The following is a 14,870-nucleotide window of genomic DNA, read 5'->3' as shown; positions in this document are numbered from 1 at the left end:
CAATACGTGAGGTGTCGGTGGCGAGGAAAAACAGATACGTGACCAAAGATCGCCTGGAAGAATGGGCCCAGGGGGTTCTGGAACGAATGCCGGTTCTGGCCCCGGTGGAGACCAGCGCAGGACCTGACTGGGGGCCGGTGCAGCATTTCGGACACATGATCCGAGAATTCGTCAACACGGTCACGCCACTCAAGTCGCTGTTTTTTCCCCAGACCGAGTGTATGATGAGGTTTCTGAATGAACCGAGATCTCCCGAGGGCATGGTCATGCGGCCCGTGCCTTTCGATTCCGAACGGCTGGTCATTCTGAACGTCAGGCCCTGCGAGGCTCGGTCCCTGGTTCTTTTGGATGCCATCTTTCTTCAGGATCCCGCCTGCCCGGATGTCTACTGGCAGGCCAAGCGGCAGAATTCGATTCTGGTCGGCCTAGCCTGCAACGAGCCCTGCCCGTCCAGTTTCTGCATGGCCATGCAGTGTGGGCCTCACCACGAGGAAGGGTTTGATCTCCTGTTTGTGGATGTGGGCGAGGGCTATGTGGTCAGGGTTTTGTCCGAGGCAGGCGAGACATTGGTCAAAGGCCTTCCCTCACCCAAGCGGGGAGATTCGGTGCGGGCCGGTCGGCGCCGCAGGCAGGCCGAGGCGGCAGCGGCCGTGGCCGTTTATACGGACCATATTGCCGAGGCCGAAGTTCTCGATCTGTTTCACCGGAAATTTTGGGAAGAGGCGGCCTTCACCTGTCTGAACTGCGGAGCGTGCACCTTTTTTTGTCCCACTTGTCACTGTTTTGACATCCAGGACGAGGTGTCTGGAGCCTCGGGGCAAAGGGTCAGAAACTGGGACACCTGCATGAGCAGGCTTTTCACCCAGCACGCCTCGGGTCACAATCCCCGGGCAACCAAGACCGATCGGTTCCGACAGCGATTCATGCACAAGTTCAAGTATATCCCCATGCGCAGAAATGGTATGATGGGCTGCGTGGGCTGCGGGCGGTGCACACGGCTCTGTCCGGTAAACATCGACGTCCGGGAGATTGTGGCCCGGATGAATGAGGCGGAGGGCGTTCGTGAGTAACCCGTACGTGCCTACCCCGGCGCGGATCGTCGACGTCGCCGTGGAAACCGAGGACAGACAGCTACGTTCCTATTGGCTCGAGCGTCTCGACCCGGACGACGCCCCGGAATTCAACTACATGCCCGGTCAGTTCGCCGAACTGAGCCTGGCCGGTCACGGGGAGATTCCCATTGGCATTGCGTCCAGCCCCACAGAGGGGCGGAATCTTTTGTTCACGGTTAACAGGACTGGAAGGGTAACCACGGCCCTGCACAATATGCAGGCCGGTGACGTGATGGGGGTCCGGGGCCCCTTGGGCAGGCCCTATCCATTGGAGGAAAATCGGGGGCGCAACGTGGTCATCGTGGCCGGGGGATTCGCGGTCACCACCTTGCGGGCGACTATGAACTGGCTTCTCTCGCCGGAACACCGGAAGGACTACGGTCGGATCGATTTCATCTATGGGGCCAGGACTCCCGGCATGCTTCTCTATCGTCGGGAACTCGATCGATGGGCACGTTTCGGGGACGATGTCCATTGTCACGTCACCGTGGATCGCGAGGCGGAGGGATGGGACGGTCTGGTCGGGTTCGTCCCGAACGTGGTCGGTCAGGTGGCCCCGAGTCCGGACAACTCCATTGCTCTGGTCTGCGGCCCTCCGGTCATGATCCGCTTCACCCAGCCGGTGTTCGATTCGCTGGGCTGGACCGCGGACCGAATCTTTCTCAGCCTTGAAAACCGGATGAAATGCGGGATTGGGATTTGCGGGCGCTGCAACGTCGGACCCTACTACGTGTGCAAGGACGGTCCGGTTTTCACCAAGGCCGAGCTGGATCGGCTCCCCCCGGACTATTGAGAGGCAAGGAGCACCGATGGTCTACGATGTCCTGCTCTGGTTGTCTGTTGCGGTCTGCATCCTGGGAATTCTGTATCGGGTCTACGGCTGGTTCTCGCGGTGTTTGGAAGGGGAGACCGGAGGGGCTTCGGTCTGGCGCAGGACAGGTGCGGCCCTGTCCGGTACCTGGCGCTGCCTATCCCGGGGGCGGGGATTTCGTGATCTCGGCCTGGCCACGGTTCTGGACGTCTTCCTGCTCGAGCGGACCCGGAAGCGAAGTCTCCAGCGCTGGATCATGCACGGTGCCATCTTCTGGGGAGTTCTCTATTTGGTCCTTTTCCACGCCCTGGATGGGATGGTGACCGAGGAACTTTTTTCCGACTACCAATCGAGCCTGAACCCCTGGTTCTTTCTCCGCGATGCGGCTGGCGCCCTGGTCCTGTCCGGAGTGGCCGTGGCCGTGGTCCGACGGATCAGAAAGCATGTTTTGTCTTCGGCCAGGGACTGGATCGCCCTGGCCTTGGTCGGCGGTATCGTCTGTTCGGGCTTCGGCCTGCAGGCCATGAAGATGACCTCAATGGACGAGTTTGACCGGATGGTCAGTGACTACTCGTCCGTCGACCCTGACGACGTTCCGGCTCTGGAGTCCTTTTGGGCGGCCGAGTGCGGACTGGTTTCCCACCGGGTTGGGCGTCCCTTCGATCCAGAGGTGTTGGACAAGGGCCGAGAGGTGAACGAAGAGGCCTGTGCATTTTGCCATGCTCCGAGCCGATGGGCTCCTGTAAGTTTCGCCTTGGCTCGGGGTTTTTCCCCCCTGGCCCTGGAGTGGAACCATTTTCGGGCCGTGGATATGCTCTGGTGGGTTCACGTGCTCTTGACTCTGTTTGGGCTGGCCTCGTTGCCCTTCACCAAGATGTTTCACATTTTGGCCACGCCGCTCAGCCTCATCGTCCGCAGGGTGTCGGGACTGGGAACCGCAACTGCCGAGAATTTTATGACCAGGCGGGTTTTGGAGTTGGATGCCTGCACCCATTGCGGGGAGTGCAGTGCCAACTGCTCGGCCATGGCCGCGTCCTGGACCTTGGACAATGACCTCGTGCTTCCTGGCGAAAAGGTTCAGGCCCTGAGGAGGACGCTTTTGGGCCTTGGCCTGACCAGGCAGGAGCGGGAAGCCCTTCGCCAGGGAGTGTCGGTCTGTTCGAGCTGCGGAAGGTGCACGGCACTCTGTCCTTCCGGTATCGATCTGAAGTCCATCTGGCTTGAGGCTCGAAACGTGCTGGTCAGGGAGCATGGTCCGGAGCCTTTCGCGCTGTCTCCGTTTTTCTTCGCCCGCTCCGTCATGAACGCGTGTAGGGATTTCGAAGTTGACTCCAAAGCCGCCTTCAACCTCATCCGGGGAGGTTTCCGGAATCCGGCAGGCCCCATTCCTCTTGTGGATCAGGAAAACAAACTGGCGGCCCAATTGTCTAGGAACAAGACCTTTTCCTATTGTTTCAGCTGCCAGACCTGCACGACGCTCTGCCCGGTGGTCATGAGTTACGAGAATCCGGAGAAGGAGCTGGGGCTTCTTCCCCACCAGATCATGTGCTGCCTAGGGCTTGGTCTGACCGAGATGGCTTTGGGGAGCAAGATGATCTGGAAGTGCCTGACCTGCTATAAATGTCAGGAATATTGTCCCCAGCAGGTCAGGATCGTAGACCTTTTCTACCGACTAAAGCACACGGCCGTGGCTGAAATCGGACTGTCCAGGCGGGAGGTCTGAATCATGCGATTCGCCTTTTTTATCGGCTGCACGGCCCCGGCCCTGGTTCCTCAGTACGAGACTTCGACCAGGGCGGTGCTTCAATCCTTGGGGGTGGACCTGCTGGACATTTCGGCCTTCGGGTGTTGTGGATATCCAATGCGCAACATTGATCGGCTGTCCTTCTTGGTTTCGGCGGTCAGGAATCTGGCCTTGGCCGAACAGGCCGGACTGGATTTGCTGGTCTTGTGCGCGTGTTGTTTCGGAACCTTGAAAAAGGCTCGCCAGTTTCTTCGGGAGGAGCCCGAGGCCAGGGCGGAGATAGCGCGCCATCTTGGCAGAGTCGGGCTCGGTCTGGGGCAGGAGGTCAAAATCCGTCACGTCTTGAGCGTTCTACGTCACGACGTGGGCCTTCAGGCACTCGAAACCAAGGTCGTTCGGCTTTTCAAAGGCCTGCCACTGGCCCCTCACTACGGATGTCACGCCTTGAGGCCGAGCGATGTCACCAATTTTGACGACCCGTATAAACCGACAATTTTTGAGGATCTTATCGCCCAGACCGGGGCTCGAAGCGTCGAGTGGGACCTTCGACTCGAGTGTTGTGGTGCGCCCCTGCGAGCCGTCGACAATGAACTGTCCACGACGATCATGAACCGCAAGATCGAAAGCGCAAGATCCGCCGGTGCCCGGTATTTGTGCACGGCCTGTCCGTTTTGCCAAGCGCAGTTTGCCGCAAGGGCCACGGATGTGGAGCCGATCCTCTATCCGCAACTGCTGGGCTTGGCCATGGGCCTGGACCCGGCGGCCCTTGGGATGGGGAGCGAATTGGCGTCGAGGATTTTGGATACTACGACAAGCGAGGAGGGAATATGAGTGCCGAGACGTGCATCGGATCCGTTTTGGTGATCGGGGGAGGTGTGGCCGGTATGCAGGCAGCCCTTGATTTGGCTGACTCCGGGTACCAAGTGTACCTATCGGAAAGGACCAGCTCGATCGGAGGGATGATGTCTCAGTTGGACAAGACCTTTCCGACCAACGACTGCGCCATGTGAATCATCTCGCCCAAACTGGTCGAGGTCGGCCGGCATATCAATATCGAACTTTTGACTCTGTCCGAGGTCACGTCGGTCACGGGCGAGGCCGGAAGTTTCGAGGTTCGTCTGAGAATCCATCCACGTTACGTGGATACGTCTAAGTGCATCGCCTGCGGCCTATGCGCAGAAAAATGCCCGAAGAAGGTCGATGACGAGTACGACCAGGGCCTCAAAAAACGAAAGGCGATCTATCTCAAATACGCGCAGGCCGTGCCCCTGAAATATGCCATCGATCCCGAACACTGCATTTACCTGCAAAAGGGTAAATGTGGCGCCTGCGCCAAAGTTTGCCCGAACCAGGCCATCGATTTCACCGACACGGTCCGGGAGCGCACCCTTCAGGTCGGGGCCGTGATCCTGGCCACGGGTTCCGAGGCTTTCGACCCCGGGGCCGTGGACACCTACGGGTATCTCAATTCTCCAAACATCGTCACCAATATGGAGTTCGAGCGCCTTCTCTCGTCTTCGGGACCCACCGGAGGGCATCTCCTGCGGCCTTCAGACGGTCGGGAGCCCAAAAAGATCGCTTGGCTGCAATGCGTCGGATCCCGGGATCTGCACAAGGGTGCCCAAGGCTATTGTTCCTCGGTCTGCTGCACGGCTGCGGTCAAGGAGGCCATGTTGGCCAAGGGGCACAGCAAGGGGTTTTTGGACACGGCAATCTTTTATATTGACATCAGAACCAACGGAAAGAATTTCGAGCGGTATTTCAACCGGGCCAGGGACGAGGCCGGCGTGCGGTTTGTTAAATCAAAAATTTCAACCGTGGGTGTCCTGGATCAAAACGGTTGCCACGCCGTCCGGTATGTGGACGACACGGGGGCAATCGTCGAGGAATCCTTCGATATGGTCGTGCTTTCGGCCGGACTGGCCGTTTCCGGCAGAGGCTTGGCCCTGACCGAGGCCCTCGGAGTTCGGCTGAACAGCTATCGATTTGTGGACACAGGAAGCTTCTCTCCGGTCGAGACATCCCGGCCCGGGATCTACGTCTGCGGGGCGGTCCAAGCGCCTAAGGACATCCCGACTTCGGTCATAGATTCAAGCGCGGCTGCGGGCCTGGCCGGAAAGCTGCTCGGTCCTGCCAGGTGGACCCTAACCAAAACCAGGCCGGTTCCGATGGAACTGGACACCTCCAAAGACCCGGTCCGGATCGGGGTGTTCCTCTGCTGTTGTGGAACCAACATCGCCGGCGTAGTCAGGATGCAAGAACTGGAGGTCTTTGCCCGAAGCCTTCCTGGTGTGGTCCACGTGGAGGTGAACCTGTTCAGCTGCTCTCAGGACACCCAGGAAAAGATCACCGCTGTCATCCGGGAGCAGGGGTTGAACAGGGTGGTCGTGGCAGCCTGCACGCCCAAGACCCACGAGGCCCTTTTTCAGGAGACCCTGATCAAGGCCGGGATCAATAAATATCTCTTCGAGATGGCAAACATCCGGAATCAGTGCTCCTGGGTCCATAGAGAGATGCCTGAAGCGGCCACGAACAAGTCCAAGGATCTGTTACGGATGGCTGTGGCCAAGGTAGCCCTGTCCGTTCCCCTCAGGGATCCCGAGCTCGAAGTGGGCAAGGCAGTTCTAGTAGTGGGAGGGGGAGTTGCCGGGATGGAGGCAGGCAGGAGCCTCTCGGCCCAGGGCTTTCCTGTTCATATCGTCGAGCGGACCTCCCATTTGGGAGGCAATGCTTGGTTCATTCAGCGTACCTGGCGGGGCGAGGACGTGCAGGCCTATCTCCAGGGTCTGATCGACGCGGTCAGAAGCGATCCGCTGATTTTAATTCACATGGAATCGGAGGTGGTCGAGGCCGAGGGGTTTGTCGGCAATTTTCGGTCCACGGTTCGAGGTTGTCAGGGTGATGAGGTGGTCGTGGAGCACGGGGTGACCATTGTCGCCAGCGGGGCTTCGGAATTGAAGCCTGACCTGATGGGGTATGGCCGAAGCCCGAGAGTGCTCACCAGACTCGAGTTGCAGAGAAAGTTCATCGACGTTCCCGAGGAGCTGGCCCGGTTGCGAAGCGTGGTTCTCGTTCAATGTGTAGGATCAAGGATTCCGGAGCGACCATATTGCTCCAAGCTTTGCTGCACCCAGACCATCAAGAGCGCCATGAAGATGCGGGAACTCAATCCAGATATGAACATCTTCGTCCTGTACCGGGACATGAGGCCTTACGCTTTTCAGGAGGATTTGTACCAGAAGGCCCGGACGGCCGGGATCCGGTTCATACGCTATTGCTACGACAAGGGGTTGACCGTGGAAGTGGACAACGAAGGTCTGGAGGTCGGGTTTTCGGACTGCGTGCTTCGCCGAAAGATGTCCATCCGCCCGGAAATGCTTGTTCTGGCAACGGCCATCGTGGCCGAAAAGGACAATCGACTGACCCGGTTGTACAAGATCAGCCAGGACGAGGACGGTTTTTTCGCTGAGGCCCATGTCAAGCTTCGGCCCGTCGATTTCGCCACGGAAGGCGTTTTCGTCTGCGGCATGGCCCACGGTCCCAAGCCCATCGATGAGTCCATTGCCCAGGCCCAGGCTGCTGCGGCTCGAGCCGTGACCCTCCTGGCTCGGGACAGGATATCCGTCCCCGGGGCCGTAGCCATTGTTGACCCCCGATACTGCGTGGCCTGCGGGGTCTGCGTGATTGTCTGCCCCTACTCGGCCCCTGCCTGGAACGAAACGACCGGAAGAGCCTCCATCCAGCCGACCCTGTGCAAGGGATGCGGACTGTGCGTGGCCTCCTGTCGATCCGGGGCTATAAGGCTGCAGGGATCCGAAACAGTCCAGATCATGTCCATGATCGAGGCCATGGTGGGTTGGCCCGAGGATGTGCGACCGGGTTTCTTGGGCCGGTCATAGGTCTTGGGAAGGTCGAAACAGCAAGGCACCTGAGTTGATGCAGTACCGCAGGCCCGTGGGCCCTGGGCCATCGTCGAAGATATGGCCTAGATGGGCGTCGCAAGACCCGCAGAGCACCTCGGTGCGGTCCATGAAATGGGATGTGTCCGGAAGGGTTCGAATGGCATCCGGGGCTACCGGAGCGATGAAGCTCGGCCAGCCCGTCCCGGAATCGAATTTGTCCACGGATTGGAAGAGACTGTTACCGCAGACGACGCAGTCATAGATTCCATCTTCATGGTGGTTCCAATAGGTGCCGGTAAACGGGCGCTCAGTACCCTTCTCCTGGGTGATTCGGAATTGTTCTGGGGTCAGTGTTCGTTTCTGGGCTTTGATGTCGGGCTTGTTGTCGGTCATTTTCGTATCCTTGCTGAAGGTTCTTGTGGACACTAATCCGCCACCGACCGGAAGGGCCGACAAGAGATGGGCGCCGATGGTCAGGACGGTGAAGACGAGCCAGAATCCAGTTCGCCAAATTGGAGGCTTGATTTTTCGAAGTGTCATAGTTCTTTTTAGGACCGTTTGTGAGCTTGTCCAGAGAGGTTCTCAACAGGCTTTAAGAAAGTGTTTGCAGCCTTTGCTCCCTTGATGTAGACGGGCCCGTGATGCGGACGTTTTTCGGCCATCGCCACACATTTTTTTCGATATTCAAGGATTGAGCATGATTTACGAGACATGGGACAGGTTTTTGTCAAATTTCCAGACGGTTCTCGACAACGAGTTCTTCCTTTGGACTCTCGGAGTGACGGCCTTTCTGGCTTTTTTCTTCGGACGGCTCTCCAAATAATCCAATGTTTCAACTGGAAGTCATGAAATTCATTACCACGTCCCTGCCGGGACTCATGATTCTCAAACCCAGGGTATTTTCCGATTCCCGGGGTTTTTTCATGGAAACCTACAGCCGTGCGGTTTTTATGGCCCAGAGCCTCGACTGCGAATTCGTTCAAGACAACCATGCCCGATCCGAAGAGGCGGGAGTTCTCAGAGGATTCCACTTCCAGCTGCCACCCTTCGCCCAGGCCAAACTCGTCCGGGTGGTTCGGGGCACGGTACTGGACGTGGTCGTCGACCTTCGGCGCGGTTCGCCATCTTTCGGGCGCTGGTATTCGGTGGAACTGTCGGCCGAAAACAAGCTCCAGCTGTTTGTGCCCCGGGGGTTCGCCCATGCCTATCTGACGCTGACCAGGGAAGCTGAATTTCTCTACAAGGTCGACAACCCCTATGCCCCGGAGCATGATGCCGGTCTCATTTGGAACGATCCCGACCTTGCCGTTGATTGGCCGGTGACACGTCCCCTCCTGTCTGAAAAGGATTCGAGACTCCCCGGCTGGAAAGGATTTCAAAGTCCGTTCGACTATGCTCCGAATGAGTAGATCTAAGGCCGCAAGCTGCCATGTTGTCAACTATTCTTTTGGAATAATTATTTTTTTGTTTGATTTTTACTCGTGAAATATTTCATTTGCTCTTGACACCTCTTCGGGGTGTTGCATAGGTTGATCCGGGCTTTTGTCAGGATGCTGGGGTTCTTTTCAATTCTCTGGAACGGAGGTTAACAAGGTGTCGAAAAAGAAGAGCTGTGTTGTACTGCCCTTTGTGGCGGGTTTTGTGGCTTCGCTCTTTCTCGGCTGGTGGGGGTTCCCCCAGTTGCTCTACAGCGAGAAGACGCAACCACTCCAGTTCAGCCACAAGGTGCACGTGGAAGACCAGGCTATGTCCTGCGAAGACTGCCATTTTTATCGCGAGGACGGATCCTACGCCGGCCTTCCGACAACGGAAAGCTGCGCCAGTTGCCACGAGGCCCCCATGGGGGACGATCCCGCAGAGATTGAGTTCGTCGAGAAGTACGTCAATGAAGGCGACTACAAGGAAGTACCATGGTATGTCTATCAGAAGCAGCCGGACAACGTGTATTTCTCCCACATCGCCCATGACGGTGTGGACTGCACGGCCTGCCATCCGGACATGGCCTTCAACGAGACTTTGCCGGTGTACTACGAGAACAGGCTGACCAAATACAGCAAGCAGACCATGAAAATGTGGGAGTGTGAGCGTTGCCACGCCGAGAATGGCGCCAGCAATGCCTGCTTCGTGTGTCACAAATAAACGAGGGGATGAAGAAGATGGGACTCGATCGAAGAAGCTTTATCTCGTTCTTGGCTGGTGGCACCGGCGGTATCCTCTTCACCCCGGTTGTGTGGAAACTCCTGGACGATGCATCCATATGGTCTCAGAATTGGCCATGGATTCCGCGCCTGTCCTATGGGGCACTGGATCGAAAGTCGGCCTTGTGTAAATTGGGACCCGACGCATACGGCGTTGAAGTGTTGACCGTCGGGGGCCGGCCGGTCACAGCCTACGGGAACGAAAAGGATCCGGCCAGTAAGGGCGGCGTCTGTCCGCTCGGAGCGGCCAGCGTTCAACTCCTGTACAGCCCGGCCAGGGTCAAATCGCCGATGAAGAAAGACGGGGCCTCCATGGTTCCGATATCCTGGGACGAGGGTTTGTCCATTTTAAAGGATAAGATTAAGGTTGCTGGTGACAAGGTGGCTATGATATCCGGAGACGAGACCGGCACCGCGGCCGAGGTCTTGGCCGCCCTTGTGGCAGGGCTTGGTTCGGATCAGTATTTTCTGATGCCCAGCGAGGCCGGACCGGCGGTTCGAGCATGGCAGAATGTCTTTGGCGGTGACGGGCAACCTGGATACGATTTCGAAAACTCCGACTGCATCTTGGTCCTTGGAGCCGATATCTGCCAGGCGTGGGGACCGGGCGTCGGCAAGTCCTGTATGGACGCCAAGGCCACAGGGGGATCCTTGCTTTATGCCGGTCCCGTTGAGAATGGGACTGCGGCTGTGGCCGATGAGTGGATACCCTGTATGCCAGGCACCGAGGCCATTCTGGCCTTGGGTGTCGCCAACGCCCTGATCCAGGCTGGTCGAAGCGCCGACACCATGGGTATGAGCGAATTTTCCGACTTCGTGCGCAAGGGGTTTAGCCCGGCCCAGGTGGAGGCCAAGACCGGGGTTCAGGCCGCCAAGATTAAGGACCTTTCAGAGCGGCTGCTCCGGGCCAAAAAGCCCGTTGTGGTCATCGGATCTGAAATCGGACAGGGATTGAGCACGTTCGAGGCTGCGGCCGGCATGAGCCTCAATTTTCTCCTCGGCCGCATCAACCAGGAAGGTGGGGTGCGAATCGTGCCCTGGGCCGAGCCGGTGTTTGAGGGGGCTCCGCGTCGCGACGCCATGCTGGCGAAAGATCTGGTCGCTTTTCTCGAAGGAGTCGCGGTTGGCCGGAACGAGGCACCAGCGGTCATGCTCGTCCACGAGGCCAATCCCGCCTATGCCTTGCCCGGGGGGCAGAGCATGGCAAACTCTTTGCGGAAGGCCGGGTTCCTGGTCAGTTTCAGTTCGTTCATGGACGAGACGGCGGCCATGGCCGACCTCATCCTTCCTGCGTCTTATTCATTTGAGGGATTCGACGACTCCTACACGCCCTACGGCTCGGCCAAGGGAACATACCTGGCAACAGCCCCTGTCATCGGCCCGGTTAACGACACCAAAACCGCAGGCGACATAATTCTTGCTGTGGCGGATGAACTCGGCCTCGGTCTGGGGTTAGAATCTTTCGAAGAGGTCCTTCAGGCCAGAGCCGAGAATCTCGGGGCCGACTGGTCGGGTCTGCTCGAGGATGGGGAAGCCTGGACTTCGGAACGTACGGCCTTCCAGTTCTTCCTCTCAATGTGGAAGGTTCCGTTCGATGCGGACCTCGGCAAGAAGGGGGCCGACGGACAACTGGTTTTGGCTCCGGTGGTCAAGTTGAACATCGGAAGTGCCAAGATGGCCACACCACCCTTCAATGTTCTGACCATTTCCGAACGGGAGTTACAGGGCCAGGATTGTTTCGTGGCCATGAACAAGGCCACGGCGGCCATGATAGGCGTCGATCAGGGGAGCATGGTCAAGATTGCCAGCCAGTCCGGGGAAATGAAGGGCCGGGTTCAGATTTTCGAAGGTGTCGTGCCCGGGGCCGTGTCAGCGTGCCTGGGTTTCGGCCATACGGCCTGGGACGATTTCTCCAGAGGCAAGGGGACCAATGCCTGTGACGTGCTTCTTGTCCAGGGCCTTGACAGCCAGGGCGGAGCCTCCTTCGGCAATCCCCAGATTACGGTGTCCAGGGCCTAAGACCCACTGAAGCGAAACCAAGAGGGATATTGATATGCAAGCGCATACTTTTCACATAAAATGGGGAATGGTCATTGACATCGACAAGTGCACGGGTTGCGGAGCCTGCATGGTCGCCTGTCAGGCCGAGAACAATGTTGCACCGGTGACCGAGGCCTCCAACAAATTGAGGACGTTGTCCTGGATGCTGGTCTATCAGTTGTCCAATAAGCAGGATTTTCCGAACCATGATGTGGCCTATCTGCCCCGTCCGTGCATGCAGTGCGGACATCCATCGTGTTCTACGGTCTGCCCTGTGGTAGCCACGACCAAAGACGAGGAGGGTGGTATCGTCAGCCAGGTCTACCCCCGGTGCATCGGTTGCCGGTACTGCATGGCCGCCTGCCCGTATCATGCCAGGTACTTCAACTGGCACGACCCGGTTTGGCCCGAAGGACTGGACAAGGTTTTGACCCCGTTTACTTCCGTCAGGCCCCGGGGCGTGGTCGAGAAATGCACCTTCTGCCACCATCGCTGGATGGCGGCCAAGGAAAAGGCTCGCCACGAAGGACATGACCCCAGCCATTTGGCCGAGGATGCCTATATTCCGGCCTGTGTCGATATCTGCCCCACCGGGGCCATGCATTTCGGGGATCTTTTGAACCCGGAGCACGAAGTGCACAAGCTATCCAAGAGTCCATATGCTTTCCGGCTTTTGGAAAAATTGGGCACGGATCCTCAGGTGTACTACTACTCCAAGCGCGAGTGGGTCCGCCGACAGGGTGACAACTACCTCAAACACGAAAAGACCAAGGGGGAGTAGGCCATGATAGACAAAGCCTTGATGCCCGAAGGGGTGGAGCGCTGTTCTCTCGGACGATTCCTTGCCTGGCTCGGATTCATTGGCCTGTTCCTGGCCTGGGGTCTATACGGTGCCTTCCGTATCCTGAGTTCTGGCCTGGGCGTTACAGGCCTGGATAACTATTTCGGATTCGGGCTGTGGATCACCTTCGACCTCGCAGTCATTGGTCTCGGGGCCGGTGCCTTCTTCAGCGGTTTTCTCAGGTACATCATCCGTATCGACCAACTGAAGAACATCATCAATCTGGCGGTCATCGTCGGGTTCCTGTGTTATTCCGGGGCCATGATCATCCTGACCCTGGATATTGGGCAGCCCATCCGGGCCTGGTTCGGATACTGGCACCCTAATGTCCACTCCATGCTGACCGAAGTTATCTTCTGCATCACTTGTTACTGCATGGTTTTGATTATTGAATATCTGCCGATCATTTTCGAGAATAGGAAGTTGAACGAAATTCGGTTCCTCCATCACATGGCCCACAATCTCCATGTGTACATGCCGCTTTTTGCCGGTGTTGGCACCTTTCTGTCCTTCTTCCACCAAGGATCTCTGGGCGGCATGTACGGTGTGCTGTTCGGTCGACCCTTTGTCTTCCGCGAGGGATTTTTCATCTGGCCCTGGACCTTCTTCTTGTTCATCGCCTCGGCCATCGCTTCAGGGCCGGCCTTCACCATGTTGGTGGCCAAGTTCATGGAACTTTTGACCGGCAAGAAGCTTGTTGATTTTTCGACGAAGGTACTGATGGGCAAGATCGCCGGTTTGTTGCTCTGCTTCTACATGTTCTTTAAGATTCTGGACACTTGGGCCTGGGCTCAAGGAATCCTGCCCAACATGGGCCTGACCTTTGACCAGATGTTCAACTCCGAGCTTGGATACGGAACGTGGCTCTTGTGGCTTGAACTCGGAATATGCGGAGTGCTCCCGGCCATCCTTCTGGTGGTTCCGGCTTTTCGCAACCGGCCCGCTCTGCTGTATTCGGCGGCCATCTTGAACTGTCTAGGCGTTGTCGTGAACCGTTTCGTTTTCACCGTTCAGGCTTTGGCCATCCCGGTCATGCCCTTTGACACTTGGCAGTACTACATTCCCAACTGGGCCGAGTGGTCCACCACGCTGATGATCGTGGCCTATTCCTTCCTGATCCTCAGCCTGTCCTACAGATATCTGCCTGTGTTCCCTCAGGAGCGGAAGCTGAACGCCTGATCCGTGGGTTTTTCTTATTGTCTTTGAATCCGAGAAGGGCCGCCATGGGGCGGCCCTTTGAGTTTTATGGATTCGACACACACCGAAAGCGATCTGGAGGGAACAATGGACTGCCAAAAGGACAAAAACCGTATGCGATGCAATTGCACCTACGAGCCCTGTCCGAGAAAGGGGATGTGCTGCGAGTGCTTGGCATATCACCTGCGCAGCAGGGAATTGCCGGCTTGCTGTTTTCCGGCCTCGGCCGAGAAGACGTTCGACAGGTCCTTCGAGCATTTCGCCCAGTTGGTCCAGAGCAGGGTGGTCTAGGAAACCTTGAAGAGGGTCGCGCTCACGTTCATTCTGGGGACCGTGATCCTAAGTGTTTCGGCCGGTTGTCTTGCAGTCCAGGTTCCGCGCAACATACATCCGGTGGTCCGCTCCGGTATTCTGGAAGAACGGGATTGCGACCATATCATGGTTATCCGCTTTCCCGTTTTTTCCGACCCGGAACTCGATCGTTTGGCCTTTTGGCCCCTAAAGGGATTCGTTGAAGATTTCAGGGCTGTTTCGAGGCTTGGTCATGATCTGGAGCCGGGCCCGATCAACAACCTGGACGTCTGGTATTCCGTGTACTGGGGCAGCCCCAGGTTGGTCACGGTGGTCTACGAGATCGAGTCCTACGCTGGCGGGGCGCATCCAAGCCACGACTTGCTGAGCGTCACCATAGACTGCCTGCGAAAGGAACGGATTCGTTTGGCCGATCTCGGTCTGGACGACCCAAAGTCCCTGGAGCGGATGGGAGCTTCGGCCAGCAAGAAGCTGTCCCGAGAACTCGGGGACATGCTTGAGCCGTCCATGCTGTACAGAGTGACAGAGCCGAGAGAGGATAACTTCCGTCTGGTGGCCCCCATGTCCGATGGGGTGTATATTTTTTTCTCCCGGGGAACGGTTGCGCCGTATGTGGAAGGACAGAAGAGAATTTTCATCCCGTGGTCCGAACTGAACGGAACCCCGGCGTATATAACAAAAGCCGCAGGACGTTGATCCCGCAGCTTTTTTTT

Annotated in this window: 14 protein-coding genes; 13 read left to right on the top strand and 1 reads right to left on the bottom strand. The window is 57.6% G+C overall.

The window, feature by feature from the left end; translation table 11 throughout:
• Positions 1–38: 38 nt before the first annotated feature.
• From EOM25_00770 to EOM25_00745, 6 genes are read left to right on the top strand one after another with little or no spacing between them, the layout of a single operon-like run.
• Positions 39–1,070 (top strand): 4Fe-4S ferredoxin, encoded by a 1,032-nt coding sequence (locus EOM25_00770; GenBank protein NCC23720.1) that lies wholly within the window; start codon positions 39–41, stop codon positions 1,068–1,070.
• Positions 1,063–1,905: a heterodisulfide reductase subunit F gene (locus tag EOM25_00765; GenBank protein ID NCC23719.1), complete on the top strand. Its 843-nt coding sequence runs from the start codon at positions 1,063–1,065 to the stop codon at positions 1,903–1,905. Before EOM25_00770 ends, EOM25_00765 begins: the two co-directional genes overlap by 8 nt.
• Before the next feature lie 16 nt (positions 1,906–1,921).
• Entirely contained in the window at positions 1,922–3,646 is a 1,725-nt protein-coding gene (locus tag EOM25_00760) for a 4Fe-4S dicluster domain-containing protein (GenBank protein ID NCC23718.1), read from the top strand.
• A 3-nt stretch (positions 3,647–3,649) separates the two neighbouring features.
• Entirely contained in the window at positions 3,650–4,498 is an 849-nt protein-coding gene (locus EOM25_00755) for a disulfide reductase (protein ID NCC23717.1), read from the top strand.
• The gene (locus tag EOM25_00750) at positions 4,495–4,677 is read left to right on the top strand and encodes an FAD-dependent oxidoreductase (protein NCC23716.1); all 183 of its coding nucleotides are present in this window, start codon (positions 4,495–4,497) and stop codon (positions 4,675–4,677) included. Before EOM25_00755 ends, EOM25_00750 begins: the two co-directional genes overlap by 4 nt.
• Positions 4,678–4,719: 42 nt before the next feature.
• Positions 4,720–7,566, top strand: a complete 2,847-nt coding sequence (locus tag EOM25_00745) for a CoB--CoM heterodisulfide reductase iron-sulfur subunit A family protein (GenBank protein NCC23715.1) — start codon at positions 4,720–4,722, stop codon at positions 7,564–7,566.
• Here EOM25_00745 and msrB read toward each other — a convergent pair.
• A complete protein-coding gene (gene msrB / locus EOM25_00740) occupies positions 7,561–7,962 on the bottom strand; it encodes a peptide-methionine (R)-S-oxide reductase (protein NCC23714.1) in 402 nt (133 codons plus the stop codon). The genes EOM25_00745 and msrB overlap by 6 nt on opposite strands.
• A 452-nt stretch (positions 7,963–8,414) precedes the next feature.
• Here msrB and rfbC point away from each other — a divergent pair, with 452 nt between their 5' ends.
• The 7 genes from rfbC (at position 8,415) to EOM25_00705 (ending at position 14,853) form a co-directional block, all read left to right on the top strand.
• A complete protein-coding gene (gene rfbC, locus EOM25_00735; protein ID NCC23713.1) occupies positions 8,415–8,978 on the top strand; it encodes a dTDP-4-dehydrorhamnose 3,5-epimerase in 564 nt (187 codons plus the stop codon).
• Between the two features lie 184 nt (positions 8,979–9,162).
• Entirely contained in the window at positions 9,163–9,708 is a 546-nt protein-coding gene (locus EOM25_00730; protein ID NCC23712.1) for a cytochrome C, read from the top strand.
• 8 nt (positions 9,709–9,716) lie between these two features.
• Positions 9,717–11,786 (top strand): molybdopterin oxidoreductase, encoded by a 2,070-nt coding sequence (locus tag EOM25_00725; protein ID NCC23711.1) that lies wholly within the window; start codon positions 9,717–9,719, stop codon positions 11,784–11,786.
• A gap of 34 nt (positions 11,787–11,820) precedes the next feature.
• Positions 11,821–12,588, top strand: a complete 768-nt coding sequence (locus tag EOM25_00720) for a 4Fe-4S dicluster domain-containing protein (GenBank protein ID NCC23710.1) — start codon at positions 11,821–11,823, stop codon at positions 12,586–12,588.
• Positions 12,589–12,591: 3 nt separating this feature from the next.
• Complete coding sequence (locus tag EOM25_00715) at positions 12,592–13,827, top strand: molybdopterin oxidoreductase (protein ID NCC23709.1); 1,236 nt, start codon at positions 12,592–12,594, stop codon at positions 13,825–13,827.
• A gap of 105 nt (positions 13,828–13,932) precedes the next feature.
• Complete coding sequence (locus EOM25_00710) at positions 13,933–14,136, top strand: cytosolic protein (protein ID NCC23708.1); 204 nt, start codon at positions 13,933–13,935, stop codon at positions 14,134–14,136.
• Positions 14,137–14,142: 6 nt separating this feature from the next.
• Positions 14,143–14,853 (top strand): DUF3298 domain-containing protein, encoded by a 711-nt coding sequence (locus EOM25_00705; GenBank protein NCC23707.1) that lies wholly within the window; start codon positions 14,143–14,145, stop codon positions 14,851–14,853.
• The last annotated feature ends 17 nt before the right edge of the window (positions 14,854–14,870 follow it).

Source organism: Deltaproteobacteria bacterium (assembly GCA_009929795.1).
Taxonomy (GTDB): Bacteria; Desulfobacterota; Desulfovibrionia; order Desulfovibrionales; family Desulfomicrobiaceae; genus RZZR01.
Note: the sequence above shows the minus strand (reverse complement) of the source record. Positions and strands in the feature narration are given on the sequence as shown.